The organism is Streptomonospora sp. PA3 (assembly GCF_009728995.1).
In the GTDB taxonomy this organism is placed as follows: Bacteria; Actinomycetota; Actinomycetes; order Streptosporangiales; family Streptosporangiaceae; genus Streptomonospora.
Map to the genome: position 1 here is coordinate 93,884 of NZ_VTZW01000010.1, position 24,773 is coordinate 118,656.

The following is a 24,773-nucleotide window of genomic DNA, read 5'->3' on the forward strand; positions in this document are numbered from 1 at the left end:
CCCTCACCCCTGCCCACTGCGCCGGGCCGGGGGCGCACCGGGGGACGCCGCGACGGGCGGCACCGCCCGCTCACCGCCGGAGGCGGCCCATTCGGCCAGCGTGCGGTGGCAGACCTTGCCCGTCGCCCCCAGCGGCAGCTCGCCCAGCCGCAGCAGCACCTCGGGCAGCTTCGCCCGCTCCACCCCGAGCCGGTTCTCCAGGTAGCGGCTCAGCGCCGGCAGGGTCAGCGGCGGTGCCTGGGGCCGCTGCACCACGCACGCGCCCAGCCGTTCGCCCAGGTCGGGGTCTGGTACGCCCACGCACACGGCCTCGGCGACATCGGGATGGGCGGCGACGTGCCGTTCCACCTCGCGGGGGCTGATCGTGTAGCCGCCGCGCTTGACGACCCGTTTCAGCCGGTCGATCACCCGCAGGGCGCCGTCGGCCTCGAACCGGCCGCGGTCGCCGCTGCGCACCCAGCCGCCGTCCGCGCGGTAACGGGCGTCGAGTTGGGGCGCGTTCACGTAGCACAGGGGGCTCATCGGGCCCCGCGCCCAGATCTCGCCCTCCTCGCCCCGAGCCGCATCGCCTGCGGGGCCCATGATGCGGATCTCGGCCACGGCCGGATCGGGCGGCCCGGTGACGCCGCCGGGCCGCGCATCGGATCCGCGGGGGGTGTGGCAGTTCATGCCGTCGGCCGACCCGTACACGTTGAGCACCGGACGCCCGAAGCGGCGGCGCGCGGCGTCGATGACGTCGGCCTCCAGCACCGCCGAGCTGGTCACCACGGCATGCAGCGAGGAGGCGTCCTCGCCGGGCAGGCGGGGAAGGGCGGTCATGCGCCGCAGCATGGTGGGCACGGCGAAGACATGGGTGGGGCGGTGCGCGGACACCGCCCGCAGCGCCGCGGCGGGGTCGAATGCGTCCAGCACCAGCAGCGTGCCGCCCAGTCCCGCCAGTGTCACCGGGACCCCGAGCGAGCCGTAGGAGGACGCCAGCGGCACCAGCACCAGGTTGCGCATGGGCGTCGAGCCGTCGTGCAGCGCGGCGACGTAGTTCGCCCGCCCGCCGGCGATCGCGTTGTGGGAGTAGGCGATCAACTTGGGCTCGGCCTCCGAGCCGGACGTCACCAGGATCCGGGCCGGCGCCTCGGGGTGCGGTGCGGGCGGGCGGCGGAAGGCGCCTGCGTCGCCGTCCTCGGCGGTGTGGTCCAGCGCGGGAGCGTCGGCACCGGGGCGGCCGCGGGCGCCGAACGGGAACACCGCGACCCGATGCGGCAGATGCGGGCGCAGCCGAGAAAGCTCGCCGAGGGGGTCGGTGCGCCCGGTGGGGTCGCCGGCGATCACCGCGCTCGCGCGCGAGCGCCGAAGCAGCGCAGCGATGCCGGCGCGCCCGCGCATGGGCGGGTAGGGCAGCGACACCGCCCCGACTGCGGCGACCGCGAGCTCGGCCGCGGCGGCCCGCCAGCCGTTGGGCAGCTGAACCGCGATGATGTCGCCCGCCCCCAACCCCGCGCCCGCCAGCGCCGCGGCGATCCGGCGAACACGCGCGTCCAGGGCGGCGTAGTCGAGGCTGCCCTCGGCGTCGACGAGGGCGTCGCGGTGCGGGTGGTCGACCGCCCGGCGGTGGAAGAGCGTGTAGAGGTCGGTGTCGGGGCAGTGTCCCTGCTCGACCCAGGCGCGGCGCAGCCGGCGGGGTACGAGGTCGGCCAGCACGATCCCGTTGTCGGAGGTCCAGGCGTCGGTCACGGTGTGAACTCCCAAGGCGAGCGGACGAAGGCGGCGCCGTCGGTCTCCAGGGCGCCGGCGAAGCGGGGGTCGGTGGCGAGCGCCGCCAGGTCGGTGCATACGGGCGTGGCGCTCAGCCCGGCGCGGCGCAGCCGCTCGGCCGACTCCGCGGCGGTGCGGTCGCGGCAGTGCGCCGCGACGGCGGCGCAGGGGTCGGCGTGCCGGCCGGCGGCGCCCAGCGCGCGGGCGGCTTCGCCGGGGGCGCTGCGGGCACGCGGGCCGAGCGCGAGGTAGCCGTCGGCGGTGGAAAGGGGCGCGTGCAGCGGCCCCCACAGCGGGCGCCGGGTGAGCGGCTGCTCGGCGGGGCCGTCGCCGCAGGCGCCCGCCGAGGCGAGCACGAGCGCGGCGTCGTAGAGGGAGGAGTCGACCCGGCCGCCGCCTCGGCCGCGGCAGCGCGCCAGCAGGCCGGCGAGGACGCCTTCGGCGCTGACCAGGCCGCCCAGCACGTCGGTCAGGGTCATCAGCGACGGGGCGGGCCGCTCGCCGTGCGGGCGCACCAGTGCGCCCAGGCCGCTGTGCGCCTGGACCAGGAAGTCGGTGCCCAGCGGCTCCGCGCCGCCCATGGCGGCACCCGCCCCTTCGGCACCGCCCCAGCCCGAGGCGTGCGCGTAGACGAGGCCGGGATGCACCGCCAGCAGGTCGGCGTGGTCCAGTCCGAAGGCGGCGGCTTTCCGCGGTGCCCAGTTGTGCAGGAAGACGTCGGCGCCGGCCGCGAGTTCGCGCACCTCGCGCTGCCCGGCCGCGGTCTTGATGTCGATCTCGAGGACGTGCTTGCCGCGGTTGAGCGCCAGGAACCGGGCCGAGCAGGTGCCGACCATCGGCGGCATCCAGCGCAGCGGGTCGCCCCCGGGCGGCTCGATGCGCACGACGTCGGCTCCGAGCAGCCGCAGCAGGTGCCCGGCCAGCGGTCCCTGGACCCGCCGGGTGGACTCCACGACCACCAGCCCCTCCAGCGGCAGGGCGGCCCGGGGGCGGTGCGGCGGCGGGGGCTCGGCCGGCGGGCCCGCGCCCTCCGGGGCGGTGAAGCGCCAGGGCGGGCGGGACGCGGCGCCGGGGCCGCCGGCCGCGGGCGCGTCGGCGCCCCCGCGCACCCGCACGAGGCTGATCCCGGCGGCCTGGGCCGCGCCGGCGGTCTCGCGGAACACGTGCGCGGCGGCGGTGCGGTGCAGTTCCGCAGGCAGCGGGCACGCGGCGGTGGCGTAGCGGTGCAGGAAGGGCCGCCACGCGCGGGCGAGCACGGCGCGGTCGGCGCCCAGCAGCGACCAGAACCGCTGCCAGGTCTGCGCGTCGAACGTCTCGATCTCGAAGAGCACCCCGTCGGCGGAGGTGAACGGCGGGCCGCCGGGACCCGGCTCCTCGGGCCGGCAGTCGTCGGGGGCGGTCGCCGCCGCCAGGTACTGGCCGACGCTGAGCAGCGCGGCCTGGGCCGCCGAGGTGCGCACGCCCGCTGGGCCGCCGCCGCGCATCCGCCCGATCGCCGCCGCGAGCAGGCCGTGGACGGCCAGCACGCCGCTCACCGCCGATGCGTAGTCCACTCCGAGCGGGCGGGGGGAACCGGCCGAGCGACCGTGCACGTGCATGATGCCGCAGGCGGCCTGGACGCCGGTCTCGTCGTCCAGCGGTGCGGCGATGGGCCCACTCCAGTCCAGGGCGCAGTCGGCGACGGCGCCGGGGGCGGTGAGGACCAGGCGGCCGGCGGAGCCGGCGGGCTCCTCCGCCGCTGCGCCTGCGCTCGAAGCGGGCTTCGCGGGCCCGGAGCGGCCGGCCCCCAGCAACCGCAGGTGCCGCTCGGCGATCCGCGCGGCCGCGGAGGTGCCGGACCGCGCCGCGCCGAATCCGGCCAGTGGCGCCGCCGTGCACGCGGTGGCGGCGCCTCGCGTGGGAACGGTCATCGCACCCCCTCCGCGGACACCGGCGCCGCCGGGCGGGTGCGGAACCGGTGACGCACCCCCGGGACGGCAGGGCGGGCGACGGCGATCGGCCGCCGCGGCGGGTCGGCGCACACGATCGGCACCACTGCGCGTTGCCGGATCGCAAGAACACCGGCGTCGGCACCGTGCGGTCGGCGACCGCGTCGCGGGCGGGGTCTGCCGCCGGGCCGGCTCAGGGCGGTGCTCCGGGCGGCCGCGCGAGACCGCGGGGTGTGCCGGTGTCGCCGACCGGCGATGCGGGGCGGCGGCCCCGGGAGCAACTGATGGTGCACAGGGGTTGATCCCCATGGTTGGGTCGGCTCGGCAGTCAACGCGCTGGCTCCTCTCCTGCACGGTGGATGCGCCGCGGCCCCGCTGCCGACGCGTCGGGCGATGCGGACCGGGGCCCGGGTCCGAAAAGGGCGGAGGCACCGCTTGCCGGCCACCGCCGGGAACCACCCGGGGCCGGCCGCACCGGGTGGCGGCAACGGGGCTGAGACGCGCGCGGCTCGAATCGGCACGTGGCGCGACGCGTCTGCGTTCGCGTGCGGCGGGTAGGCGGGCCGCGCTCCGCGAAGCGCACTGCCGCGGCCCTGGTGGTGCCCGGCAACACGACGCAGCCCCTTTCCGTCATTGGTCGGCCGCTTCCGCGCGGGGGCGTGGGATCGCGGAGCCGACGCCGAGCAGGCGGGTGCGCAGTTCCGTGCGGCGGACCTTGCCGGTCGCGGTGCGCGGGAGCCGGGACCAGGCCATGACCACGGGTTCGGCCAGCGGCGGCAGGTCGGCGGTGGCGCGGCGCCAGGTATCGGGGTGGAGGCGGCCGGACTCGGTGACGACGACGGGTACCGGTGGGCCCTGCTTGGGGCGCAGCACGACGCACTCCACGACCTCGGGGATGCGGTCGTCGATGACGTCCTCGATCTCGACGCAGCTCATGCCCGCCACGGAGTCGATCTCGCGGTCCAGGACCCGCACGGAACCCCAGGGCGTCCGCACGCCGATGTCCTCGGTGTTCCACCACCGGCCCAGCGCCTTGGCCTCCCAGCGTTCCGGTTCACCCACATAGCCCAGTCCCAGCGCCTTGGTGCGGGCCAGCAGCAGCCCCGCGCGCCCGCGCGGCAGCGGCCGCAGAGTGGCCGGGTCGACCACCTTCAGCCGAGTGCGCCCGGGTACCGGGCGGCCCAGGTCGCGAGTGGTGGGGCGGCGCTCGCCCGCGGCGGCCACGGCCTTGCGGGTCAGCAGGCGGAAAGTCAGCGGGCCGGTCTCGCTCTGCCCCCAGCCCTGCAGCCATACGGGGCGGCGGTGCCCGCTGGCGGCCAGGAAGGTGCGCACCGCGGGCGGGTGCATGGCGTCGAAGGTGCTGATGTAGAGCCGCACGCGGCGGAAGACGTTGGTGCCCGGTTCCTCGCGCGCCAGGGGCTGCCAGCGCACGTAGGCGGCCGGCAGCGCCTCCAGCGTGGTGGGCGGGTGCTCGCGCAGGAACGGCTCGGCGGCCTGGGGCGCGTGGTCGGCGACGACCGCCACTTCGCGCGGCCTGAGCCAGAACACGCTCGCGGTCCAGGCGAACGCGCGGCCGTGCACGAAGGAGGTGGCGGCGGCGACCGTGTCGTCGGGGCGGCTGCTGAGAACGGGCCAGCGGTGGGCCTCGAAACCGGCGAGCCGGCGCAGGATCGTGGCCGTGGAGTGGGCCACCAGTTTGGGTGTGCCGGTGGTGCCCGACGTGTGCACGATGATCAGCGGTTCGTCGTCGCGCCGCCGCCGGGGCGCGGGCGCGCGGCGGCCGCGGACGTCGGCCAGCGGCACCGCGCCGGGGACGGACTCGGCCGCGCCGTCGAGCAGGAGCCGGCGCCGGGCGCAGACCTCGGTCTCGGCAGTGCGCAGGCGCTGGGCGGTGTCGCCGTCGAGCACCAGCAGCTCCGGCTGCAGCCGCGACAGCAGCGCGGTCAGCACGGGCGGCGCGAGGTGGGCCGAAACGGGGGCGGGGACGGCTCCGATCCGGATGGCCGCCATGGCGAGCAGCACGATGTCCCAGTGGTTGTTCTTGACCAGGGCGATGCGGTCGCCGGGACGGGCGCCCGCCGCCGCCAGCCAGCCGGCGGCGTCCTCGACGAGGGCGGCGGCGTCGGCGACGCTGCGGGTGGAACCGCCATCTGGGTCGATGTCGAGCGGGCGGCTGAGCTGGACGAGTGTGGGGCTGTGCCGGTCGGCGAGCGTGTCGAACAGCGTTCCGGCGTCGAGCCGGGTCATCGGTCCCCCTCCGCGGCCGGCCCCGCCTTCGGGGGGCGGTTCTCCCGCGTTCCCCACATGGGGGTCCGGGGCGCCTGCGAGCGCTGGGGGCGCCGGCGTCCCCGGCCGCCGGTGCGCGACGGGTGCTCGGAAGGCGGGATCGGCCCGTGGCGGCCGGATCGCCGGGTTCGGGCTGGTGAAGCGGTCATGTGCGGTCCTTCCCGGGTGGGCTGGGGGCGAGGACGGGGGCCGGTTCGTCGCTGTGGGCGAGGACCCGGTGGGCTGCGGCCAGGGCGGAGGCGATCGCGCCCTCGCTGCAGGGGCGCAGCTGCACCCAGTCGCCGGCGTAGTCGATCGCGCGGGCGGGCCTCGCGCGGAAGGCGCGGTGGGCCCGCAGCGCCGCGGGTGGGGCCTCGGGCAGGCCGTGGGGGAACCGGTGGACGTCGGCCCGCAGCACGAGGTCGCCCAGCCCCGGCAGGTAGCGTTCCGCCCGCTCGGTCAGCACGGCGGCGGCCTCGGTATCGGAGGCGCCGATGAGCGCGGCGGTCGCCTGCGGTGCGGCCACCAGCGAGACCAGGCCGCGCCCGGCGGGGGCGCGGTCGGGGTGTTTGTTGTGGTCCAGCGTGACGACGTTGACCAGGTCGTCCTCGGCGCCGGGCACCAGGGTCGCGAAGCCGCGCAGTCCTCCGGCGGTGCGCGGCCTGCGCTCCAGGGCGAGGCTGACCCGCAGCATCGGTGCGAAGGAGCAGGCCCGGAGGAAGTCGCGCTCCTCCGGCGGGGCGCCGGGGTGCAGCCGCGCGGCCACCGGCGCGGGCACCGCGAGCACGGCCGAGCGCGCCGTGACCGCGCGGCTGTGCAGGGTGATGCGCGCGCCGCCGGGCACGGCGGCGACCTCGTGCACGCCGCAACCGGTGGAGACGTCCAGGTCTTCGGCGAGCCGGCGGGCGAGGGAGTCCATGCCGCCGCGATAGGTGCGCCACCGGGCGCTGCTGCCGGTGCCGCGCAGGTGGTCGATCAAGGGTGCGGCCGCCGAGCGGTCCGGGCGCCACCCGAAGAAGCCGGCGGCGAGCGGCTCAAGGAACCGGTCGCGCAGCTCGGGGCTGCACTCGGCGGCGAACTCCCCGAGCGTGGCCGGGACCGTGCCGCGGGCGCCGGCGGCCGGAGGTTCGGCAGCGCCCGCCAGCAGCCGGACCAGCTCCAGGCGGGCGCGCGGCGAGAGTCCCGCACCGGTGAGCAGCCCCAGGGGCCGACCCAGGTGGGGGTGGGCGCGTCCGCCGCGCCAGAGCGACAGCGCCCCGGGGACGCGCGGTACCTCGCTTCGCACCAGCCCCAGTTCGCGGATCAGCGCCCACGTGGCCGGGTAGCCGGTGGAGGGGATCATCTCGGCACCGGTGTCGGTGATCCACCCGTCGCGGCGCAGGGTGCGCATTCGGCCGCCGACGGCGTCGGCCGCCTCGAAGACGTGCACCCGGCGGCCCGCGCGGGCCAGGACGCGAGCGGCCGCCAGCCCGCCGATGCCGGCGCCCACCACTGCGACGTCGATGTCGGGGGGCACCGCCGACCGCACGCCGGCCCGCCGTACCGGACGCGGTCGGGGGGTGCCGCAGGCGCGGTGCGTGGGATGCCGGTGCGTCACAGGCTGCCTCCGGGAGCCAGGGGGCGGACCAGGTTGACGGCGACCAGCAGGGCGACGGCCACCCGGTGGATGAGAATGCCCAGGTTGCGGGCGCGCAGGATGTCGCCGCGCAGGAAGCCGATCGCCCACTGGGCCGCGCGCAGGACGACGACTGGGGCCATGGCGAGGGGGAACCACCAGGGGGCGATCTGCAGGACGGCCGCGCCGGCGATGATCGCCGCCTCGGCCGCCGAGACCGCGGCGACGAAGGCGGCGTTGCCGCGCGGCGAAGCCAGCACCGCCACCGTTCGGCGGTGCACCCTGGCGTCGCCGGGGATGTCGTTGGTGTTGGAGTAGACGCCGAACAGCAGCGGCCCGAGCCCGAAGAGGACCGCCTGCGTGAGCACGAAGGCGTCGGCGGTGCCGGCGAGCAGCCCGTAGGGCGCGGCCAGCAGCCCCACGCCCAGGGCGACGAGGAAGACCTCCTGCCACCCGCGGTAGCTGATCTTCAGCCCCCAGGAGTACTGCACCGCGCAGGCCAGGCACAGCGCGAGCGCGGCGACCGCCCACAGCGGGGAATGCGGCGCGAGGGCCACCGCCGCCGCCCACAGCAGCGCGGCCGCCCCGACAGCGGCCCACCCGAAGCGGACGGCCTCGGCCTCGCTGAGCGTGCCGGCGATAAGCGGCTTGCGAACCAGTTTGCGCCGGGGGGCGTCGGGGCCGTAGTTGGCGGCGTCGCTGCCGTCGCGCAGTCCGGTGACGTCGTCGAACGAGGTCATGGCCGCGACCATGCAAAGTTCGCCGGCCAGCAGCAGAGCCAGTGCGCCCAGCACCGCGGGTTCGGTGCGCGCGGCGGGCGCCAGCAGGCTCCACACGATGAGCAGGCCGAGGTAGTAGTCGACGATGTCGAGTTTGGCCAGCCGCGCGTAGGCGCCGGCCTTGGCCAGGCGGGAGGTGCGGTGGGCGGGTCGGTGGGCTGGTGCTGTGCGCGGGGGGTCGTCGGGGGCCATGGGTGCCTCCTAGGTTGTTCGGCGGCCCGGGGCAGGGGTCGCGCGCCGGCTGGACCGGGCGAAGGCGCATACGGAGTCGGCGATGTGCTCGACCTGGGCGTCGCTGAGATGCGGGTAGAGCGGGATGGACAGGATCCGCCGGGCGGCGGACTCGGCGTTCGGCCACCGGGCGCCCGGCGGGGCGCAGGATGTGAACGCGGGCTGGTGCGGCAGCGGGCTGGGGTAGTAGACGTGGCTGCCGACTCCCGCGCGGGCCAGGTGCGCCCGCAGGCCGTCGCGGCGCTCGGCCAGCAGCGTGTAGACGTAGAAGCAGCGCCCCTCGCGGCCGGGCGGCGGCGCGACGACGCCGTGCTCGCCCAGCTCGGCGAAGCGGCCGGTGTAGTAGTCGGCGATCCGCGCGCGGCGCTCCAGCCGGTCGGGGAGTCCGGGCAGCCGGTGGAGTTGGAAGGCGGCGAGGATCTCGTCGAAGCGGCTGTTGTAGCCCACGCGGTGGTGGACGAAGCGCTGCGCGCCGTTCTGCCCGTGGTTGCGCAGCATCCGCACGGCCCGGCCGAGTTCGGGGTCTCCGGTGACGACCGCGCCGCCCTCGCCGGCGGTGCCGAACGTTTTGACCTGGACGAACGAGAACACCCCGGCCTCGCCCCACAGGCCCGCGGGCCGCCCGCCGAGGACTCCGCCCTGGGCCACGGCGGAGTCCTCGACCAGTCGCAGTCCGCGGCGGCGGGCGATGTCGGCGAAGCGCGGCATGTCGGCCATGACCGAGAACAGGTGCGCGGGCATCAGGGCCCGGGTGCGGTCGGTGACGGCGGCCTCGGCGGAGACGGGGTCGGCGACCAGCCGCCAGGGGTCGATGTCGGCGAAGACCGGGACGGCGCCGAGCCCGCACACGGAGGCGGCCAGCGGCGCGCAGCCCAAAGCCGGCACCACGACCTCGTCGCCGGGGCCGACGCCCATCGCCGTCAGCACCAGGCTCAGCGCACTCGTGCCGCTGGAGCAGGCCACGACCTCGGCCGCGCCCAGCCGGAGGCGCAGCTCGTCCTCGAACGCCGCGGTACGCCGGCCGAGGATGAACCGCTGGTCGGGATCGGTGCCCACGGTGTGCACGATCTCCAGCAGCTCCTCGCGGTCCGCCGCGAACACATCGGGCGGGAAGAACGGGATCACGCCGGCTCCCTCCCGGTGTAGAAGCGGCCGATGAGCGCGCAGACCCGGTCGATCTGGGCGAGGGTGAGATCGGGGTACAACGGCAGCGCGAGCGCGCGGGCGCAGGCGGCCTCGGCGTTGGGGAAGTCGCCGGTCCGGTATCCCAGGTGGGCGAAGCAGGGCTGCAGATGCAGGGGCAGCGGGTAGTAGGTCTCGGTGCCCACGCCGTGCGCGGCGAGGTGGTCCGCGAGGGCGTCGCGCCGCTCGAACTCGGCCAGATACACGTAGAACACGGGATCGGTCGGCACGGCGCGGGGGACCGGGGTGGGCAGGCGGACGACGCCCGGCAGGCCGCGCAGCCGCTCGGTGTAGGCGGCGGCGAGTTCGGCGCGGCGCCGGATGTCCGCGGCCAGGCCGGGCAGTTTGGCCAGCAGCACCGCCGCTTGGAGATCGTCCATCTTGCTGTTGTGGCCGGGCAGGCTGGTGGCTGTGGCGATGCGGGAGAAGTCGGCGACGGTGTGGCCGCGCCGCCCGTGGTGGCGCAGGGCCGCGGCGGTGTCGGCGATGGCGGGATCGTCGGTGATCACCGCCCCCGCGTCGCCGAGGGCGCCCAGTGTCTTGGCCGGGAAGAACGAGAGCACTCCGCCGGCGCGGAGGAGTCCGGCGTGCACGCCGTCCCAGCGCATGCCGATGGCCTCGGCGCTGTCCTCGACCACGACCAGGCCGCGGCGCTCGGCCAGCGAGCCCAGGGCCGCCATGTCGGCCGGCTGGCAGAACAGGTGGACGGGCATCAGGGCGCGCGTGCGCTCGGTGACGGCCTCGGCGGCGGATGCGGGGTCGAGGGCGTAGGTGAGGGGATCGATGTCGGCGAAGACCGGCCGGCCGCGCGCGAGCGCGACAGCCGAGGCCGAGGCGATGAAACTGAAGGCCGGGACCACGACCTCGTCACCGGGTCGCAGGCCGGCGGCGCGCAGCAGCAGGACGAGGGCGTCGGTGGCGGAGTTGACCCCGACGACGTGGCGGGCGCCGGTCCACTCGGCGAGCGCGGCCTCGAACTCGGCGACCTTGCGCCCGTGGGAGAACTTGCCGTCGTCCAGCACGTCGCGGCAGTGGCGGCGGATGTCGGGCCACAGCCGCAGGAAGGCCGCGCGCTGGCTGAAGAAGGGGATCGCCGAAGGGTCCGGCTCCGCAGGCGGGTGCGGGGCCGGATCCCGGGCACAGGCTCGGACGGGATCGCGGGGGGCGGGAGGAAGGTGGGCAGCGGCGGCGGGAGGAGGCACGTCCATACGTCACCCTTAATCGAAATATCAGGGCCGGCGGAAACGACTCGAACTGCGGGGGGCCGCGTTTTCCGGTCGCCGGATTTCCAGGGCGGTCGCGGTTATTCCCCGCACTCGGCGGAGTTAACCCGGGAATCCGAGAAAACCGTGCACCCAACTCCAGAGTGGGACACCGGACAGGGATCATTTCACCCTATTCCAGTACAGACCTGACAGAAACCGCACTTCACCGCAGTTCACCGCAGCCCGGGAAGCAATTGCACCGGAACAATCACGGCCTCTTATACACAGCGAAAAAGAATGGTTGACAAGCGCGGCACCGCGGCGTGAACCTGGATTTATTCGCGGCGCGGCCGTCCCGATCCACGAATTCGTATGAGCGCCACCGCCCCCGCACGGGCCTTTTTCCGATTCCCGTATGCGCGCGGTGACAGCCGCGCGCCCGGAACACGATACGCAGATCTGGAGAGGTGATGTAGCCGCCATGCTGCACACGCTCGTCGTGGGCCTGGGCCGGGCGGGCCGCGGCCTGCACCTGCCCGCCCTGGCGCGGGCCGGGGCCCAGGCCGGCCGGCGCCGCGTCTTCGCCCCCGGCCCCGCTCTCTCCTTCGACCCCCACCATCCCACCGGCGTCCCGCCCACTGCCGGCATGCGCCCCGTCGCGTCGCTGCAGGCGGCCGCCGCGGCGGCCGACCCCGCGCACACCGTCGTCCACGTATGCACCCCGCCGGGCGTGCGCGCCCACGTCCTGGAGGAACTCGCCCTGCTGGGCTACCGGCGCATCCTCGTCGAGAAACCGCTGGCCGCCGACGAGCGCGAACTGGCCGCCGTGCTGCGTCTGCGCCGCCGCCACGGCCTGCAGCTGGTCGTGGTCGCCCAGTGGCTCACCAGCGCACTCACCCACCGCCTGCGGGCCGCGGTCCGCGACGGCAGGCTGCACGGGCTCCAGTTGTACTCCGGCGGCGCGCCCGCCCCCGCGCCCGAGCTGGGCCGCCTGCGCAGCGTCTCCGTCGTGCAGCGCAAGCCCCGGTTCGTGCGCTCGCTGACCAGTCGCGCCCACGCCACCGTCTTCGACGTCGAACTCCCCCACTCGGTGGGGGTGGCGCTGGCCCTGGCCGGCGGTGCCCGGGTGTGCTCGGCCTCCTGGAGCGACATGGCTCTGGGCAACGTCGAAGTCCCCCGCCTGGGCCAGGCCGCCCTGGTGCTGCGCCACGAGACCGGCACCCGCACCGAGATCTTCTCCGACCTGACCGCGCCCACCCGCGAGCGCCGCATCACCCTGGAGTTCGACCACGGCACGCTGGTCGGCCACTACCCCTGCAGCGAGGACGACGACACCGCGCAGCTGCGCAGCACGACCGAGGACGGCTCGGCCCGGCTGGTCTTCCACGACGACGCGCTGGCCGACTTCATGCTCGGCGCCTACGAGCACTTCGCCGGGCTGCGCCGGAGGCCCGTCCAGGAGACCTTCGGCCTTCAGGTGCGCACGGTGCGCCTGCTCTCGGCCGCCAAGGCGCTGTGCTCCGGCCCGCCCGCGCCGCCCGTGTGCGGCCCCGCCCGCGGCGAAGGGATGGTCCGCCATGCCGACCCGGCCTGAGGCTTCGGCCGCACCGGCCGGTCCCGCGCCCGGCATCGCCTACGCCGGCATCGGCGACGAAGCCGGCAGCACCCTCGGCGACCAGCTCGCCGCGCTCGGCCGGCTCGGCTGGCGATACCTGGAGCTGCGCACTGTCGGCGGCCGGGCCGTCGCCGACCTCGGCGAGGACGCCTTCGGCCGGCTGGCCGCCACGGTGGCGGCGCACGGGGTCGGCGTGTGCTGCCTGGACTCCCGCATCGGCAACTGGGCCCGGCCCGTCACCGGCGGCTTCGGCGCCGACCGGCACGAGCTGGAGGTGCTCGCCGCGCGCTGCGTGCCCCTGGGCACCCGCGCGATCCGCATCATGACCTATCCCAGCGGCGGCCTGGGCGAGCGCGAGTGGCGCCGCCGCGCCCTGGCGCGGGTGCGCGAACTGTGCTCCATCGCCGAGAGCCACGGCGTCGTACTGCTGGCCGAGAACTGCGCGGGGTGGGCGGCCGACGACGCCGAACGCATGCTCGACATGCTCGCGACGGTCGACAGCCCTGCCCTGGGCCTGCTGTTCGACACCGGCAACGGGATCGCCCACGGCTACGACGCCCCCGCGCTGCTCCGCGCCATCGCCGAGCACGTCGCCCACGTGCACGTCAAGGACGCCCTGCCCGGCTCCGGCGGGGGCGAACCCGTGTACACGGTGCCCGGACAGGGCCGCGCGGGCGTCGCCGAGTGCCTGCGGATCCTGCTGGAACGCGGTTACCGGGGCGCCTGGTCCATCGAGCCGCACCTGTCGCTGCGCCCCCACCTGGGCACCGCCGGCGGCCCCGGCGACGCCGACGGCTTCGTCGCCGCGGGAGAGGCGCTGCAGCGCGTCGCGGCCGAGCTCGCCCCCGCGCGGCCGCGTCCGGTACCCGATCCCGGACGGGCGGAGGGACTGTGAGCGCCGCACCCCTGACCGACTCCGATCGGCGGCTCCTCCTGCGCCTGCTCGAGCTGCCCACGGCCGGCTACCTGGAGACCGGATCCGGCACGGCGCCGCCCCGGCTGCGCGAGGCCCAGGACGCCTACGCCCGCGCCGCCTGCGACCTCGGATTCACCGCCGTCCACCACGCCGCGCCCGACCCGGCCGCGCTCGACCGCCCCGACACCCCCCTGGCCGTGCGCGAAGCCGCCGCGGCCCACCCCGGATTCCTCGCCGCCGAACCCAGCCTGGTGCTGCGGCTGGGCCCGCCGCGCCCGCGCGAGGCGACGGCCATGTTCAACGTCCACCTCGACACCGTCGCGGGCTGGGAGCCGCCGCGATTCGACGGCGCGCGCTTCCACGGCCGCGGCTCCGCCGACGCCAAGGGCCCCGCCGTCGCGCTGCTCGCGGGAGTCCGAGCGGCGCTGCGCGGCGATCCCGGCATCGGCACCGGCTCGGGCATCGGCGTAGTCGTCCAGGCGGTGGCCGGCGAGGAGGGCGGCGCCATGGGCTCCTTCGGTACGCGCCCCCTCATCGAGCACGGCTTCGTGGGACGGCTGAACCTGTTCTGCGAACCCACCTCCCTGCGCTACCTGCCTCGCTCCACCGCGGCCATGACCGCCCGCATCCGGGCGGCCGGGCGCGACGCCGTCGACGACCGCCCCGACCGCGGCCACAACGCCACCGTGCTGCTGGGCTTTTTGGCCCAGCACCTGGCGCACGCCCTGCCGGAGCGGACCGGCGGCGCCGCTCCCGTGTGCGTCGCTGGCCTGCACACCGGCACCCGGCACAACCGGGTCTACGGCAGCGGCGACCTCCTGCTGAACCTGCCCTACGCCGACGCGCGGGCGGCACCGCGCCTCGGCGAAGCCGTCGAGTCCGCCCTCGCCGACGGGCTCGCGGAGTTCTCCGCCCGGTTCGCCGACGTGCCCGGCTTCGCGCTCACCGCCGCCCAGGCGCCGCAGATCACCCGCCTGGAGTGGCTCAAGCGCGGCCTGCCGACGCTGCACTGCACCGACCCGTGGCTGCACCGCCTGCTGGGCGAGCATGCCGGCCTGGACCGCTGGCCCGACGACCAACCGGCCTTCACCTGCGACGCCGTCTGGATGGACGGTGTGCCCGGCACCTGCACGGCGGTGCTCGGCCCCGGCGACCTGGCGGCCAACAACGCCCACGCCGACGGCGAGTTCGCCGACCTCGCCGAACTCGAGGACTTCGCCGGGGCGGTCGCGCGCGTCCTCACCGGCTTCGCCCGCGAGTTCCGCGCCACGTCCGCGGCCTCGGCCGGGACCCCGAAGCGGCAAGGACAGCCATGACATCCGCGGCCGGTTTCCGCACAGCCCCCCGGGAGCTGCCTCGGGTCGGAATACGCCGCCGACAACCGCGCGCAAGCCGCCACCGCGAAGGAGCGAAGCCCCCGGACAATCCCGGCTGCGGCTCCCGACCCAAGGCGGCAAGGCTTTCCACCGCGAACCACGCACAAGCGGCCACCAGCGAGGTTGCGGCGATGGGCGCGGTCTGCTCCGCGCGCCCGCCCGTCACCCGCCGCCCTCGACGGAGACGCTGCGCGTCGCCCGGTTCCTCTGCCACCGAGCGCACGCGGTACCCGCCGGGGCGGAGCCGCACCGCCGATGGCGGTCCACCAAGGCGGAGGCACATCCCGCAATCTCCGGCACGCCCACCCGCAGCGCTGCCCACACCACAGCCTCAGTGCCGCGGCCACCCGGGTGGCCGCCCCCGCGGGGCTCTCGACGACATCCCCGCGGCATCCCGACACGCCACCTGCGCTCGAACGCTCCCGAACCCGTGCGCACACCGGCCACGCCGGCCACCACGACTGACCAGGAAAGGCGGTACCCGACCGTGACAGAGAAACAGCGGTCCTCCCCCGGGCCGAGTCCGGGCCTGCTCAGCGGCGCCCCGCCCACCGCTGACTCCTCCGGCACCAGCGAGCCGCCCCCGGCCGATCAGTGCGGCGACCTCCCGCGCGTCTCCCCCGCCGACCTGCTCGCCTTCGCCGAGGCGGTCTTCACCGCCCACGGCATGCCGCCCGAGCGCGCCCGCCCCGCCGCCGAGGCGCTGTGCTACGGCGACCTGTGCGGACATCCCTCCCACGGACTGGCCAACCTCACCCGCATCTACCTGCCCGCTCTCGCCGACGGCCGGATCGACCCGATCGCCAGGCCCCGCACGCTCGCCGACCGCGGCGCCGCCGTCCTCCTCGACGCCCGCCGGGCGCCCGGCCTGTGGCAGGCCGGCGCGGCGATGGACACCGCCGTCGAGCGGGCGCGCCTCCACGGTGTCGGGCTGGTGTCCGTGCGCGGTGCCACCCATTTCGGCTGCGCCGGACACCATGCGGCGCGGGCCGCCGAGCACGGCATGGTCGGGATCGTGGCCGCCAACTGCGGTCGGCAGCGCATCGCACCGCCGCCGGGCGGGCGGGTTCCGCTCCTGGGCACCAACCCGCTCAGCGTCGCGGCGCCGGCCCTGCCCGGTCACCCGTTCGTGCTCGACATGAGTACCACCGCGGCGCCGACCGGCCGCCTGCGCGAGGCCGCGCGGGCGGGGCGCAGCGTTCCCCCGGGCTGGCTGGCCGATGCCGGCGGCGCGCCCGTCACCGACCCGGCCGCCTTCGAGCGGGGCGAGGCGCACCTGCTGTGGCTGGGCGCGGGCGAGTCCCCCGACTCCGGAAGCGCCTACAAGGGGTTCGGGCTGGCGCTGGCCGTCGAGGTGCTGGCGGCGCTGCTGCCCGGGGCCGGGCTGGGGCCCTCCTGCGTCGATACGGCGGCGGGCGGCCGCGACGACGACATCGGGTTCCTCGCCGCGGCGATCGCGCCGCACCGGCTGCGCACGGGATTCGGCGGCGACGCCCGCGCCATGTTCTCGGCGGTCCTGGCCTGCCCGCCGGTCGACGGCGCACGGCCGGTGCGCTATCCCGGCCGGCCCGAGGCGGAACTCGCGGCGCGCCACCGCCGCGACGGCCTGCCCCTGCCCTCGTCGCTCCGCCGCGAACTGCGCGCGGTCGCCGACGCCGCCGGGATCGCGGCGCCGCCCGGGATCGGAGGGAGCTGATGCCACCTCGACCGCGACTGCGCATCGGCCTGATCGGCCTGGGCGCCATCTCCCGCTTCTACCTGGCCGCGCTGGAGCGCGCGCCGTCGCTGCACCTGGCGGCCGTGTGCGACCGCGATCCCGATGCGCTCTCCCCGCTGCGCGGCCGCGTCCCCTGCTATCTGGACCATCGGGAGCTGCTGGCCGAGGGCGGGCTGGACGCGGTGGTCGTCTGCGCGCCCAATCACATGCACGCTCCGCTGTGCCGCGACGTGCTGGCCGCCGGTCTGCCGGTCTGCGTGGAAAAACCGCTGGCCACGCTCCCCGCCGACGGTGCGGCGCTGCAGGCCGAGGCCCGGCTGCGCAAAATCACGCTGTTCACCGCGTTCCACCGCCGCTACAACCGCCCGGTGCGCGCGCTCGTCGACCGGCTGCCCGCCGGGGTGCCGGTGACCGCGGTGCGCGTGCGCTACCTGGAGAGGATCGAGGAGCACATCGGCCGCGACTCCTGGTACCTGGACCCCGGCCGCTGCGGCGGGGGCTGTGTGGCCGACAACGGCCCCAACGCCTTCGACCTGGTGCGCGTGCTGCTGGGGCCGGTGTCGGTGAGTGGGGCGAGCATCGCGCGCGATGCCGCCGGGGTGGATCGGCGTGCGCTGGTGCGGCTGCACTCTCCCGGCGGGGCCGCGGCCGCGGTGGAGTTGGACTGGTCCTATGCGGGCGAGCGCCACGGACGTCTGGGTGCGTCTGGCCGACGGCCGCACCGACTCCGCCGACATGCTCGACGGCTTCCCCGGGTTCAAGGAATCGCTGTGGCACGAGTACGCGGGCGTGCTGGAGGACTTCGAGCGGCGGGTGCGCGGCGCCGGGGCCCCGGTGGACGAGGGCGGGCCCGCCGCCCTCGCGCTGGTGGACGCGGCCTACCGGGCCGAGCGCGGGGTGCGGCCGGCCGGGGAACCGGTGCCGCCGAGCCGGGCTGATGCACAAGGAGGAGGCCGGTGATCGGCGAGGACGGGGCCAAGCGAGTGATCACGGGAACCCTGGTCAAGGTGCTGATCCACCGGCGCGGCGACCGCGGGATGGAGCTGCTGCCGTATGCGAGCCGCTGCGTGCGCGTCGGCGAGGTGCACGAACTGGTCGCCACCGATCACACCGAGACGGCGGCCGGCGCGCGGATCGACCGGGTGGCGTTCCTCGGCTTCGTCGAGATCGGCCGTGCGGGGGTCGTCGACCGCGGCGACGAGATGCGGGTGAACGGGCGGGTCGTGGGCACGGTGCTGGGATTCGACGGCTGCCACTTCCCCAACCACTACAACATCCTCGTGCACGCCGACGCTCCGCTGACCGGCGCGGAACTGGACCTGCGTCCCGAGGACCGCGTGGAGTTCGCACCGCCCCCGCACGAGGATGCGCCGGCGGCGGCTCGGGAACGGGGGCGGCCGGGCTGATCCGCGGCCGGCGGGGGGCGGGCCGGTTTCCGCGGCCAGCGGGTCGGCGGGTCGGCGGAGCCGGGCGCGCCCCCGTCCCCGAGCGGGGCGCGCCCGGCGGCAGCGGGGCCGGGGCCGCCCGTGTGCTGCGGGCGGCCCCGGCACGGCCGTGGGCGCTACCGGCCGAGGAGAGGAACGTCGGAGCGTCCCAGGTGGTAGTCGCGCACGGCCGCCATGAGTTCGTCTACCGTGAGGTAGCCGTTGCCGTTGGTGTCGATGCTCTGGAAGATCGATTGGGTGTTGGTGGAGACGCCGACGGCGTCGAGCCACCGCTTGAACTCGTCGGGGCTGACCCGGCCGTCGCCGTCGTTGTCGAGGAGGTCGACGATGGCGCGGATGGTCGGACGCAGCACGCGGCTGAAGCCGGCGTCGCCCTGGCTGATGATCTCCGCCTCGGCCACCGCGGCGAACTCGTCGGCGTTCAGCGAGCTCTTGCCCGCCTTGCTCGCCAGGTAGTCCCACATCTGCGTGTAGGCGTCGAAGACCGCGCGGCCGCGGGGGGTGGTGTCGTCCTCGCCCAGGTTGCGCATGATCTCGCGCGCCTCGGCCTCGAAGTCGGATCGGTCGATGGTGCCGTCGCCGTTGTTGTCCCAGAAGGCGAACCGCTCGTTGAGGCGTTCGCGCTCTTTCACATTGCTCGCCATTATTGACCTCTCAATAAAATGAGCGGTGGACACCCGGAACCTGGGGATACCGCGGAACCGGGCAAGCGAAGCTTCGCATGAATTACGCTACCATCGCACTCACCTGGCCCGACAGCCGATGCAATAGCGAATTTCCGGGAATTCTCGTGGCGCCCGCCCGACCCGGGCACAGGACTTACGCCAATCCGGAACAAACCACCGGAAAAACCCTGGATTGGCGCCGCGTTCGCTCGGTTTTGCCGCCAATGGCAACTGGGCCGGAAACGTCAGTGCTCGCCCGATTCATCCCCGAGAAATTAACGGCGCTGCAATTGCTTTTCTCAACTTTCCCTGTTCAGGAGAGCCATAATCCGCATTAGCGTCCTCCCGTATCCGTTTCTCGGTCAACACCGGCGATCCGCTCGACGCAGGAACGACGGAGGCGCTCTGCGCCACGTACTTGTTCCGGGCCGGCTTGCCGCCGAGCGCACGGCACACCTTCGCGCCGGAGCCCCGCCACCGATAGTGCGGCTCCACCTGCAAAGAACCGCGTGCGCTCGGCGGCAAGCAAACACGTGACGCGCAGCGTCTCCGTCGGGGTGGCGGCGGGCTGACGGGCGGGCCGCGCTACGCGAAGAGCGCCCATTGCCGCAACCTCGATGGCGGCCGCCCCAGGTGGAACCCGGCGGGTTCCTCGAAAACGGCGCCCTCGAACGGCTCTACGTCCTGTTCAAGTGGCCGGTCACCACGGAGGTTGCGGCAATGGGGCTGAGCTGCGCGAAGCGCTGTGCGCCAGCTTGCCGCCGAGCGCACGGCCCACCTTCGCGCCGGAGCCCCGCCACCGATAGTGCGGCTCCACCTGCAAAGAACCGCGTGCGCTCGGCGGCAAGCAAACACGTGACGCGCAGCGTCTCCGCTGGGGCGGCGGCGGGCTGACGGGCGGGCACGTGACGCGCAGCGTCTCCGCTGGGGCGGTGGCGGGCTGACGGGCGGGCGGGCCGCGCTACGCGAAGAGCGCCCATTGCCGCAACCTCGATGGCGGCCGCCCCAGGTGGAACCCGGCGGGTTCCTGAAAAAGCCAGCGCCCCGCCGTCCTTAGACACGACCTAGAGCTGCCGACGCACGCCCGCTTCGCTCTCGATGGTGCTCAGCTGCTCGTGCAGGTTGCCCCGCATGGACGCGCGGCCGGCCCCGCGGCGGAAGACCGGCAGCACCGGGCGCTTGAGGACGTCCTCGATGAGCAGGGCCAAAGAGCCGTAGAGGGCTATGGCGCACAGCACCACCCCGGCGGCGCCGGAGACCGCGGCCCACTGCGGCGCGCCGGTGAGCTCATAGCCGGCTGTAAGGCCGAACCGCACCGATGCGGCCGCCAGGACGACCGCGGCCAGGGGCTTGCCCGTGGCCGCGCCCGCCGCGGGCACGAGCAGGCCGACCGCGACGGCCAGCATCAGCACGCCGAGGGTGGGCGTCGTGGTCGTGCCGGGCGGGGACGTCAGGGTCACGACCGCGGTCGAGAGCCAGGTGGCGCTGAGGATGCCCATTCCGGTGCCCACCACGGTGTCGCGTGCCAGGAAGCCGAACACGCAGCCGAGGAGCTGCAGTGGGAAGGCGAACGCGATGAGCACCAGGGCCACGGGGTTGCGCTCGCTCTGGGGCAGCCAGCCCAGTTGCAGGGAGCTGAGCATCAAGGTGGCCACGGCCAGCGCCATGAACCCCACCGGGGCGGAGCTGGCGACGGGGCGCAGAATGATCCGCACGGCCGAGGAAGCCGAGCGGGCTTGCTGCGGGGCCGGTTCGGGCGCGGGTTCGGTCACGGCGGCTCCCTCTCGGCAGGTCGCGGTCACACCAGGGCACGGCGCCGTCGCCGGCGCGGTACCGAGCGGCTCGGGAGGCCGCTCCCCGCAACGGCGGAGCGGCGCGTTCGCGCCCGTCGGGGACGCGCCGAACCCGGACCGCCTCCCTGGTCACGCTGACACCTGCCGCCGCCCCTAAACGGCGGGAAGGCGCGAAACGCCGCGCGCGGCCGCACCAGGGGTGGTTCCCGCACCAGCGGTCCCCGAAGGAGCGGGAACCACCCCGCCGCCGCGACTTCTCGTCCGGGACTCAGCGGATGCGGTCGGCCATCTGCGGCTCGGTCTCCTGCCCGGCGGTGAAGGCTTCGCGGCAGACCCGCTCGACGGCCTTGCCCAGGTGGCCGATCACCTCGTCGGCCACGGGGTTGTGCCCGACCGGGGAGCCCAGCAGCGCGGAGGCTCCCAGCGAGGCGGCGTCGGCGCCCAGGTCGAAGACGGAGGTGGGCACCTCGACCATGTCGGCGAACCGGTCGGACAGCGCCTTGCGCAGGAACGCCGGCACCGCGCCGTCGAAGCCGGGCGGCATGTAGGACTGGTAGAGGTCGATGCACTCGCGGGTGAGCAGGATGCCCTCGCGGCTGGGGGCCCACTCGTGCTCGCGCCCCTCGTGCCAGAGTTCGGCGGCGCGCGCGTGGGAGGGCATCGCCTCCTTGATGTAGGTGTCGGGGACTCCGAGGAAGTGGGCGACGATCGCCCAGGCGTACATGAAGCCCTCGGCCTCGTCGGGCTCGACGGTCAGGCCGATGTTCTCCATGCCGTCGAGCACTCCCACGGAGAACACCAGCGCCGCGCCCGCCGTGTAGAGCTGGGAGACGGGCATGCCCATGCCCTCGTAGTCCCACTCGCCCGAGCGCCGGTGCAGCTCGCGGATGGCCGCGTGCACCAGCCGCACCTTCTGGCAGGTGGGCACCAGCTTGGAGTGGGCGGTGAAGGCGTCGGAGTCGCCCATGCCCATGAAGATCCGGGTCGACTGGGAGAGGCGGCGGTGCGGCTGGTGGGACAACTGGTGGGTGGAGTGCAGCGTGTAGGCGCCCACCGGGGAGAGGTAGGTGCCGACCAGGCCCACGGTCGCCTGCATCGCGGAGGCGGCCAGGTGGTGGTGGCGGAAGAAGGCCGCGGTGTCGCGCAGGCGCCGCTCCTCCACCCAGTCGGGGAACTCGCGGGTCGCCTCGAAGTACTCGCGCAGCACGCCCGGGGTCTGCGGCGGGATGCGGGAGTCGGCCGTCTCGATGTCGCGGAACAGGTCGTTGACGGTGTTGATGCGATCCTCGTCCAGCAGTTCGCGGACGACCTCGTCGGCGAGGGGGTCGCCCAGGTCCCTGAGCTCCTGGGCGAAGTCGTGGTAGTCCATGGCCATGGTGCGGCCTCCTTGACGCGCGGCGGAAGGTCTCCTGGCGAGCGGCCGCGGGCTCGGGGGCCGGGCCGGCGGAAGCCGGTGTCGCGGGGTGGGGGGCCGGAGGCTCCAACCGGCGCCGCCGACTCCGCTCGGTCACCGCGCGGGCGCTCGCCGTGGCCGTTCTGCTCGGGTCCGCCTCGCGCCAAACACCCGCCGCGATCCTGGAATACCAGGTCACCGCGCTGTTTCGGTCTCCTGCTCCCCTGCCCGGGACCGACCGCAACCCCGGTCCACGCCGCCCGGACCCGGCGCCCGGCGGCAGCCGCGCCCATGCGCCTTCGACCTGGGCGGCGTTTGCCCACCCGGATCGCGGTAAGCGGGCGGGGATGTTCGCTCTCCGCAGGGACGGGGGCAGGGACGACGGACGCGCGGCCCCGAGCGGCGCCCCGAGCACCGACAGCGCCGACCGCCGGACCGAAACCCGCGCAGACATCGTCGGTGAAGCCGGGAACATGGCGAAGGAGGCCGAGAGAAGGGCCCGGGCCGCCGCCCGCGAAGCCGCCCGCAGCAGGAGTTTGGAGCTCGCGGCCCGCGTCGGCACGGTGGCCACCGGCCTGCTCTATGTGCTGGTCGGCTACATCTGCGCCCACATCGCCGCGACCCGCCACGCAGACGAGCAGGCCACCGCCCGCGGCGCGCTGGAGCTGGTGGCCGCCACCCCGCTCGGCGCGGTGCTGCTGTGGCTGGTGGCGGGCGGCCTGGGCGGGCTGGCGCTGCGGCAGGCGGCGCTGGTCGTCTTCGGCGGCCGGATGGGGGCCTGGGCCACCCAGCGCGTCGCCGCGGTCGGCCGCACCGTCGTCTACAGCCTGCTGTTCGCCACGGTCCTGCGGGTCGCGATCGGCGCGGCGACAGGCGGGGGCAGCCAGGACCGCCAGAGCGAGCACCTCACCGCGCTGCTGCTGGGCCTGCCGCTGGGACGGGTGCTGGTGGCGCTGATCGGGCTGACGCTGGTCGGGTTCGGGGTGGCGCTGGTGTTCACCATGTTCCGCCGCAACGCCTACACCCACGACGTCGACTTCGCCGCGATGCCGCGCCGGCTGCGCCCGGCGGTGGTCGCGCTCAACGTCGCCGGAAACCTCTCGCGGGTCGCGATCGTCACGCTAGCCGGCGGTTTCGTGGTCTGGGCCGCCCTGGACGGAGCGCCGGACCACACCCAGGGCCTGGACGACACCCTGCGCAGTGTCAGCCAGGCGCCCGCGGGGCCGTGGCTGCTGAGCGGCATCGCCGCCGGCCTGGCCTCCTACGGGCTGTACTGCTTCTGCAAGGCCCGCTGGCCGCGGACGTAGCGCAGGGCGGCGCCGCGCGGCCGGGAGCGGCCGCGGTGGTGCCCCGGCGCCGGGCGGCGCGTCCGGCGGATCGCGTCTAGGATCCCTGCCATGGACGAGCTGCGCGGCGATCGAGCGGACTGGCGATTCGACGGGGAAACCGTCCGGATCCGGTACCGCACGGGCGCGTTCAAGAACGCGATGCTCAAGGAGCTCGGCCGTATCACCGTCCCGGTCTCGGCCGTATCCGAGGTCGACTTCGACCTGTTCGAGAGCAAGCGCAAACGCTGGGCGCTGCAGTTGCGGATGCGCGAGGGAGCCGATCCGTACGCGGCCGTGGGAGCGATGCTCGACCAGGGCGCCCAGCCGTTCCGGCTCCTCGGGCCCGCATCCACGGAACTGGTCGCCGAGTACGCGGCCGACCAGATCCGCTTCGCCGCCGAGCGGGCCGCCGCCTCCGACCCGACCGCGCAGATCGCCACGCGCCTGGTTCCGCCGCTGCCGCTGCACATCCAGACGGGCGAGGGCACGGCCTCCTTCGACGGCTCCGCGGTCCGATTGATCTGGACCGGGTCGGAGGCGTCATCGCGCAAGAAGAAGGCGCACCGCCGTGAGATCGCGCTGGCCGACGTCACCGGCGTCGAGTGGGTCCCCTCGGACGGCTGGGAGTACGGCCACATGCGGGTGACCACCACCGAGGCGGTCCGCACGGAGATCACCAAGCCCAAGCACGACCTGTCCTGCCTCCTGTGCGACGAGGGCAAGGAGGGAGCGGCGGCCCTGATGATGGCCGCGACGATCACCGCCCACCTGTGGGCCAGGGACCAGCGGGCGGCGGGGTAGCCGCCGGGATTCAGACCGGCACGCTGTCCGGATCCGGCCGCCGCTCCATGACGACGAGGTCGGAGAACGTGCCGTCGTCCTCGGCGACCGCGCCGGCGAGGGTCGTGGCGTGGCCGAACCCCTCCGACTCGTACAGGGCACGGGCGCGATGGTTGTGCGCTTTGACGTCCAGCCAGACGCGGTGCGCGCCATGGTGCCCGAAGGCCCGGGCGAGCACCGCCCTGAGCAGTCCCCTGCCGCGCCCCGCCCCGCGCAGGGGCCCGGCGACGACCATGCGGCGCAGCTCGACACCCTCGCCGCCGAGCAGGCCGGCGAGCACGGCGAATCCCACCGCGGCCTCGCCGTCCACGGCCACGACGTGCTCCTGGTCCGGATCGGCCAGCGCCTCGGCATGCCAGTCGGCCCCGGTCGTCCCGAGCCACACGGACGTGCCCGCGTCGGCCTCCCAGCGCGTCAGCTGCGGGAGGTCGGCTTCCGTGGTGGGGCGCAGATTCAGCATCCGGGTACTGTAGCCGCCTGTTCGCTCCTGCGGTGCGGACCGGACTAAGCCGACGGGTTGCGGGTAGAAGGATCCGCAGCCGCATCTTCGCGCGGGAGGTTGACATGTCCGCCGACGATCGCCCCTACGACACGCCCGACCGGCCTCCGGAGGGCATCGGCGACGCGCTCTTCGCGGCCGATCTGAAGCGGCTTGTGCGGGCTTCCCGGGAAAACGACGAGGACACGGTTTCCCGAGTGCGCGAGACCTATCTGCCGGAATAGCCGGAGTC

At 75.1% G+C, this 24,773-nt stretch carries 21 protein-coding genes; 10 read left to right on the forward strand and 11 right to left on the reverse strand.

The genetic code is table 11. The features are described 5' to 3' along the window. Positions 1–3: 3 nt before the first annotated feature. The 7 genes from FZ103_RS12710 to FZ103_RS12740 all read right to left on the reverse strand — a co-directional run bounded on the left by FZ103_RS12710 (position 4) and on the right by FZ103_RS12740 (position 10,957). Positions 4–1,728, reverse strand: a complete 1,725-nt coding sequence (locus tag FZ103_RS12710; RefSeq protein WP_186356217.1) for a fatty acid--CoA ligase family protein — start codon at positions 1,726–1,728, stop codon at positions 4–6. Further along, positions 1,725–3,659, reverse strand: coding sequence for a CoA transferase (locus tag FZ103_RS12715; protein WP_156001313.1), 1,935 nt, complete (start codon positions 3,657–3,659; stop codon positions 1,725–1,727). Before FZ103_RS12715 ends, FZ103_RS12710 begins: the two co-directional genes overlap by 4 nt. A gap of 648 nt (positions 3,660–4,307) precedes the next feature. Continuing rightward, positions 4,308–5,924, reverse strand: a complete 1,617-nt coding sequence (locus tag FZ103_RS12720) for an AMP-binding protein (protein ID WP_156001316.1) — start codon at positions 5,922–5,924, stop codon at positions 4,308–4,310. A 184-nt stretch (positions 5,925–6,108) separates the two neighbouring features. After that, positions 6,109–7,458: an FAD-dependent oxidoreductase gene (locus FZ103_RS12725; protein WP_186356218.1), complete on the reverse strand. Its 1,350-nt coding sequence runs from the start codon at positions 7,456–7,458 to the stop codon at positions 6,109–6,111. A gap of 77 nt (positions 7,459–7,535) precedes the next feature. Continuing rightward, complete coding sequence (locus FZ103_RS12730) at positions 7,536–8,528, reverse strand: UbiA family prenyltransferase (RefSeq protein WP_156001319.1); 993 nt, start codon at positions 8,526–8,528, stop codon at positions 7,536–7,538. Between the two features lie 9 nt (positions 8,529–8,537). Beyond that, positions 8,538–9,692 (reverse strand): DegT/DnrJ/EryC1/StrS family aminotransferase, encoded by a 1,155-nt coding sequence (locus tag FZ103_RS12735; protein WP_186356219.1) that lies wholly within the window; start codon positions 9,690–9,692, stop codon positions 8,538–8,540. Beyond that, on the reverse strand, positions 9,689–10,957 hold the full coding sequence (locus FZ103_RS12740; protein ID WP_156001325.1) for a DegT/DnrJ/EryC1/StrS aminotransferase family protein: 1,269 nt from the start codon (positions 10,955–10,957) through the stop codon (positions 9,689–9,691). The genes FZ103_RS12735 and FZ103_RS12740 overlap by 4 nt, the downstream gene beginning before the upstream one ends. A gap of 478 nt (positions 10,958–11,435) precedes the next feature. On the opposite strand from FZ103_RS12740, the gene FZ103_RS12745 reads away from it, so the two are divergent. From FZ103_RS12745 to FZ103_RS12770, 6 genes are all read left to right on the forward strand, one after another. Further along, positions 11,436–12,548 (forward strand): Gfo/Idh/MocA family oxidoreductase, encoded by a 1,113-nt coding sequence (locus FZ103_RS12745; RefSeq protein ID WP_156001328.1) that lies wholly within the window; start codon positions 11,436–11,438, stop codon positions 12,546–12,548. Beyond that, positions 12,532–13,464 carry a sugar phosphate isomerase/epimerase gene (locus tag FZ103_RS12750; protein ID WP_156001331.1) on the forward strand — a complete coding sequence of 311 codons (933 nt, stop codon included), beginning with the start codon at positions 12,532–12,534 and terminating at the stop codon, positions 13,462–13,464. The genes FZ103_RS12745 and FZ103_RS12750 overlap by 17 nt, the downstream gene beginning before the upstream one ends. Next, complete coding sequence (locus FZ103_RS12755; RefSeq protein WP_186356220.1) at positions 13,461–14,801, forward strand: M20/M25/M40 family metallo-hydrolase; 1,341 nt, start codon at positions 13,461–13,463, stop codon at positions 14,799–14,801. Before FZ103_RS12750 ends, FZ103_RS12755 begins: the two co-directional genes overlap by 4 nt. A 547-nt stretch (positions 14,802–15,348) precedes the next feature. After that, positions 15,349–16,557, forward strand: coding sequence for an Ldh family oxidoreductase (locus FZ103_RS12760; RefSeq protein WP_343233502.1), 1,209 nt, complete (start codon positions 15,349–15,351; stop codon positions 16,555–16,557). Next, entirely contained in the window at positions 16,557–17,516 is a 960-nt protein-coding gene (locus FZ103_RS12765; RefSeq protein ID WP_255429964.1) for a Gfo/Idh/MocA family protein, read from the forward strand. The genes FZ103_RS12760 and FZ103_RS12765 overlap by 1 nt, the downstream gene beginning before the upstream one ends. Before the next feature lie 18 nt (positions 17,517–17,534). Beyond that, positions 17,535–17,984, forward strand: a complete 450-nt coding sequence (locus FZ103_RS12770; RefSeq protein WP_186356221.1) for a DUF6917 domain-containing protein — start codon at positions 17,535–17,537, stop codon at positions 17,982–17,984. Positions 17,985–18,139: 155 nt separating this feature from the next. On the opposite strand, the gene FZ103_RS12775 is transcribed toward FZ103_RS12770, so the two are convergent. Continuing rightward, a complete protein-coding gene (locus FZ103_RS12775; protein ID WP_156001334.1) occupies positions 18,140–18,667 on the reverse strand; it encodes an EF-hand domain-containing protein in 528 nt (175 codons plus the stop codon). Between the two features lie 77 nt (positions 18,668–18,744). Here FZ103_RS12775 and FZ103_RS24885 point away from each other — a divergent pair, with 77 nt between their 5' ends. Beyond that, positions 18,745–19,026 carry a hypothetical protein gene (locus tag FZ103_RS24885; protein WP_186356222.1) on the forward strand — a complete coding sequence of 94 codons (282 nt, stop codon included), beginning with the start codon at positions 18,745–18,747 and terminating at the stop codon, positions 19,024–19,026. A 726-nt stretch (positions 19,027–19,752) separates the two neighbouring features. Here the strand turns inward: FZ103_RS24885 and FZ103_RS12780 are convergent. After that, entirely contained in the window at positions 19,753–20,460 is a 708-nt protein-coding gene (locus tag FZ103_RS12780) for a GPR1/FUN34/YaaH family transporter (RefSeq protein WP_156001337.1), read from the reverse strand. 289 nt (positions 20,461–20,749) lie between these two features. Then, positions 20,750–21,856, reverse strand: a complete 1,107-nt coding sequence (locus tag FZ103_RS12785; RefSeq protein WP_156001340.1) for an oxygenase MpaB family protein — start codon at positions 21,854–21,856, stop codon at positions 20,750–20,752. 491 nt (positions 21,857–22,347) lie between these two features. Here FZ103_RS12785 and FZ103_RS12790 point away from each other — a divergent pair, with 491 nt between their 5' ends. Both FZ103_RS12790 and FZ103_RS12795 read left to right on the forward strand, forming a co-directional pair. Continuing rightward, positions 22,348–23,181 carry a DUF1206 domain-containing protein gene (locus FZ103_RS12790; RefSeq protein ID WP_186356223.1) on the forward strand — a complete coding sequence of 278 codons (834 nt, stop codon included), beginning with the start codon at positions 22,348–22,350 and terminating at the stop codon, positions 23,179–23,181. A 90-nt stretch (positions 23,182–23,271) separates the two neighbouring features. Next, entirely contained in the window at positions 23,272–24,003 is a 732-nt protein-coding gene (locus tag FZ103_RS12795; RefSeq protein ID WP_156001346.1) for a DUF4429 domain-containing protein, read from the forward strand. Positions 24,004–24,013: 10 nt separating this feature from the next. Here FZ103_RS12795 and FZ103_RS12800 read toward each other — a convergent pair whose 3' ends face one another. Beyond that, the gene (locus tag FZ103_RS12800; protein WP_156001349.1) at positions 24,014–24,502 is read right to left on the reverse strand and encodes a GNAT family N-acetyltransferase; all 489 of its coding nucleotides are present in this window, start codon (positions 24,500–24,502) and stop codon (positions 24,014–24,016) included. 104 nt (positions 24,503–24,606) lie between these two features. Between FZ103_RS12800 and FZ103_RS24890 the strand changes: the two genes are divergently transcribed. Beyond that, positions 24,607–24,765 (forward strand): hypothetical protein, encoded by a 159-nt coding sequence (locus FZ103_RS24890; RefSeq protein ID WP_186356224.1) that lies wholly within the window; start codon positions 24,607–24,609, stop codon positions 24,763–24,765. Positions 24,766–24,773 lie beyond the last annotated feature (8 nt).